The sequence below is a fragment of the Rhodoferax sp. genome (assembly GCF_014859475.1).
Lineage (GTDB): Bacteria > Pseudomonadota > Gammaproteobacteria > Burkholderiales > Burkholderiaceae_C > Rhodoferax.
On sequence record NZ_JACUUE010000221.1, the window covers coordinates 1 to 3,805 of the forward strand.

6 protein-coding genes and 1 pseudogene are annotated in these 3,805 nt (G+C 57.6%); 6 read left to right on the forward strand and 1 reads right to left on the reverse strand.

Translation table 11 applies throughout. The features are described 5' to 3' along the window. The 5 genes and pseudogenes from IBX54_RS13315 to IBX54_RS13335 all read left to right on the forward strand — a co-directional run. Positions 1 to 369, forward strand: a pseudogene (locus IBX54_RS13315) (hypothetical protein); the annotation flags it as partial. Beyond that, the gene (locus IBX54_RS13320) at positions 366 to 1,337 is read left to right on the forward strand and encodes an NAD-dependent epimerase/dehydratase family protein (protein ID WP_296543142.1); all 972 of its coding nucleotides are present in this window, start codon (positions 366 to 368) and stop codon (positions 1,335 to 1,337) included. The pseudogene IBX54_RS13315 and the gene IBX54_RS13320, both read left to right, overlap by 4 nt. Next, the gene (locus IBX54_RS13325) at positions 1,334 to 2,182 is read left to right on the forward strand and encodes a glycosyltransferase family 2 protein (RefSeq protein WP_296543143.1); all 849 of its coding nucleotides are present in this window, start codon (positions 1,334 to 1,336) and stop codon (positions 2,180 to 2,182) included. Before IBX54_RS13320 ends, IBX54_RS13325 begins: the two co-directional genes overlap by 4 nt. Next, the gene (locus tag IBX54_RS13330) at positions 2,183 to 2,794 is read left to right on the forward strand and encodes a methionine biosynthesis protein MetW (RefSeq protein ID WP_296543144.1); all 612 of its coding nucleotides are present in this window, start codon (positions 2,183 to 2,185) and stop codon (positions 2,792 to 2,794) included. A 3-nt stretch (positions 2,795 to 2,797) separates the two neighbouring features. Then, entirely contained in the window at positions 2,798 to 3,217 is a 420-nt protein-coding gene (locus IBX54_RS13335; RefSeq protein WP_296543145.1) for a GtrA family protein, read from the forward strand. 88 nt (positions 3,218 to 3,305) lie between these two features. Here IBX54_RS13335 and IBX54_RS13340 read toward each other — a convergent pair whose 3' ends face one another. After that, positions 3,306 to 3,569 carry a hypothetical protein gene (locus IBX54_RS13340; protein ID WP_296543146.1) on the reverse strand — a complete coding sequence of 88 codons (264 nt, stop codon included), beginning with the start codon at positions 3,567 to 3,569 and terminating at the stop codon, positions 3,306 to 3,308. Here IBX54_RS13340 and IBX54_RS13345 point away from each other — a divergent pair. Further along, positions 3,562 to 3,805 (forward strand): hypothetical protein (locus tag IBX54_RS13345; RefSeq protein ID WP_296543148.1); only part of this gene is annotated, 244 nt, incomplete at its 3' end. The two genes, IBX54_RS13340 and IBX54_RS13345, sit on opposite strands and share 8 nt — an antisense overlap.

Consider the following 3,805-nt stretch of genomic DNA (forward strand, 5'->3'; position numbering starts at 1 on the left):
TGCCCGGTGCGGCTAAGGAACGAGCTGGACCGGCCGTCTGGCTACTCTTACCTGAAGCTGATTGGCCACTTTTGGCACCTGATTCTGACCACCGGCACCCGGCCGCTGCGGCTGATCACCATCACCGGGTTTTTCTCGATGATTCTGGCGATTTTCATCACGGTTTATGTGCTGTATGGCAAATATTATGGTCAGGTGCCGGTGCAAGGCTGGGCGTCGATGCTGATTGTGGTGTCGTTTTTCTCGGGCAGCATTCTGACGGCGCTGGGCGTGATTGCCGAATACCTGGCTGTGACCATGAGCATTGTCATGGGCAAGCCGCTGTATGTAGTTGGCACCAAACCGACCCGCCCCACTGTGCGCCGATGACCATTGCCTGGGTTATTGGCGGCGGGGGGCTGTTGGGGTCGGCGCTGCAAAACGCCCTGCGGCGCCATGGCACCGCGCTGTTTGTACCTGAAATGCCGTTTGATTGGGGCGATGGCCCTTTGCTAAACGAGCAGATGGCAGCCGCTGTGCAGGCGTTTGCAGAGCAGGCCAGCGGCACCGGGCAGTGGCAAATTTACTGGGCTGCTGGCGTGGGTGTGATGAGCAGCGCAGACGCTGCCCTGGCGCCAGAAACCCAAACGTTGGGGCGGCTGCTGCAGTTGTTGGCGGCCGCGCCGCAGCTGATGGCGGTGCCCGGCGCCATCGCGTTTGCCAGCTCGGCGGGCGCCATCTACGCGGGGGCCAGGGCCGCCATCATCACCGAGCAAACCGCGCCAGCGCCCACCACGGCTTATGCCCGCCAAAAGCTCAAACAAGAAGCATTGCTGGCTGATTTTGCGCTGGCTCACCCGTGCCTGAGCGTGCTCAATGCGCGGATATCAACGGTCTATGGCCCGGGGCAGGCGGCGGGAAAACAACAGGGTTTGCTCACGCATATTGCCCGGCGTATTCTGCGCAACCAGCCGATCCAGATTTACGTGCCCTACGACACGATTCGTGATTACATTGCCGTGGACGATGCCGCTGGCGCCATGGTTGGCGCGCTGGCTCTGGCGGGTCGGCAGCCTGGCGTTTGCACCAAGATCATTGCCTCGGAACACCCCACCACCATTGCCGAAATCATCGCGGTTTTCAGGCGCATTGCCCGGCGCGCGCCGCTGGTGGTGACCAGCGCGAGCAAGCTCTCTAACCTGTATGCCCGGCGGGTGCAGTTCAGGTCAGTGGTGTTGACCAACGCTGCCAGGCCCATGGCGACAAGCCTGGCCGTGGGTATTGCGCGCCTGATGGTGGCAGAGCGCGCTGCCTTTGTGCGCAGCAGCCCCAAGTGCGCCGCTTGCGCCATCGTATGAGCGCAACACCCATGCCCAGGCCGCTTGTTTCGGTGTGCATTCCCACCTACCGGGGCGCGGCATTTTTGGCGGCCAGCATCGACTCGGTGTTGCAGCAAAGCTACCCCAACTTTGAGTTGTGGGTGCTTGACGACAACTCGCCCGACGACACGCAGGCGCTGGTGGCGCGCTACACCGACCCGCGCATCAAATACCTGCGCAACGCCACCAACCTGGGGCCGCAAGGCAACTGGAACCGTTGCCAGAAAGTGGCGCAGGGCAAGTATTACAAGCTGCTGCCGCATGATGATTTGCTGGCTGCCGATTGCCTGGAACAACAGGTGGCGGTGCTGGAGGCCGACCAGGCCGGTGAGATTGCACTGGTTTTTGGCACACGCCAGATCATCGACCCCGCCGGGCGCGTACTGATGACGCGTGGTTTGCGTGGGGTAAAGCCGGGCCGGATGGCGGCGCGCGATGTGATCAGGCGTGTGGTGCGCGCGGGTGCCAACCCGATCGGCGAGCCCGGCAATGGGCTCATCAGGCGCGAGCTGCTCAACAAAGTAGGGCCGTACGACGCCAGCTCCCCTTTTCTGGTTGATATGGATTACTGGTTCAGGGTGCTGATGCATGGCGACGCCTGGTACACGGCCACGCAGGCATCGTCGTTTCGGGTTTGCCCCGGCTCCTGGAGCGTGGCCATTGGCGGCAAGCAGTACCGCGACTTCAAGGGTTTTGTTGATAAATTCCGGGCCGATGCAAGGTACCAGATTTCTGGCAGCGACCGGGCTATTGGCTTGGTCAAGGCGCGCCTGGCCAGTGTGGCTCGGGCTATTTATTATTGGTATCTTTTTGCTGGAAAATAAATGGCCCCAAAAGAAGAATTTGGCAGCGACTATGCGGCCAACCAGATTGCCAGACAACGTAACCCGTTGCGCAAGCTGATCAAGTCTTTCTATGTGTCACGCGTGGTGCGCCATGTGACTGGGCCAACCATTGATCTGGGCTGCGGTGCAGGTCAAATACTCGAACGCCTGCCACCTGGTTCTTTGGGTATTGAGGTGAATCCCTATTTGGTCAGCTATCTTGCGGCACGCGGTTTCAGGGTGCTGCCAGCCGTGGCGAGCAATACCGGTTTTGATCTGAGTCAGGTCAAAAAAAATGAATTTAAAAACTTGGTGCTGTCGCATGTGCTGGAGCATTTTGACAATGCCAGCCAGGTGTTGGGCGCGCTGTTGCGGGATTGCAGCAAACTGGGAATTGAGACGGTGATCATTGTGGTGCCGGGTGCCAATGGCTATCGCTCGGATGCAACGCATAAAACTTTTGTGACCATGGATTATTTGCGTCAATGCGCGATGATGGATTGTGAAGGTTTCTGTCTGGCAGAGCATTCGTACTTTCCACTCGATTTTAAATTTATTGGTGAATTATTTATCTACCATGAGTTGATGCTGGTTTACAAGCCTAAAATATAAAAAATGAATGAATCAGAGCAATCGCCGGAAATAAATAATATAAAACATATTTTTCGTTTTATATTGGTTGGCATATTGAATACCGGATTCAGCTACCTTATTTATGCCATCATGCTGTACGCGGGTCTGGCGTACCAGTGGGCCAATTTGATTGCCATGCTTACAGGCATATTGTTCAGCTTCAAGACGCAAGGTCGCTTTGTTTTTTTAAATACTGACAATAAATTATTTGGCAAGTTTGTAATCAGCTGGATTGTGATTTATCTTTGGAATATCTCTCTCATTGGCTGGCTTATATCTTTTGGCTTTGACGCCTATTGGGCAGGCGCCATGGCGCTGCCATTCAGCGTGATTTTGTCTTACCTGACGCAGCGTTATTTTGTTTTCAGGCGGGGGGATCAATTGGGGTCTGACCCCAATTAACCTGAGTCATTGCGAACGAAGTGACGCAATCCATGACTTCCGGACTGCCTGGACTGCCGCGCTACGCTCGCCGTGACGGGGATTTGGTTCATGAATTGCACCAGGTGCGCCACATGTCGCGGTAAGCGGCTTCGAGGTGGCGGGTGATGGTGGCGGGGTCGCAATCAACTTCAGTCATGCGCTGGCGCAGTGACTGGCGTACCCGGTTGAGCTCGGGCAGGTTGTGCGCCGCATGCAGCACGCATTGCAGGTACGCGTCTGCGGTGTGGGCGATGAACTGCGTCAAACCCACGCGCGACAGGTGGGCCGCGCACAGGCGCGACACCGCATGGTCGCCGGCCAGTGTGACCACCGGCACACATGAGCCGGGCTTGTGGCAGTTGCCCGCTTTGGTGCTGCTGCAAAGCCATTTGCAGCGCGCCTGGAATGAACGCTGTGTTGGCTTTGGCGATTGGCGCCTGAAGTTTGCGCTCGCAGCAGTGCGTGTATTTTTTGCCGCTGCCGCTGCCGCAGGGGCAGGGGTCATTGCGGCCGGGTTGGGTCATGGCTCCAGGCTCCCTGCCAAATTCAGAAACCTTGCCGTGCGCT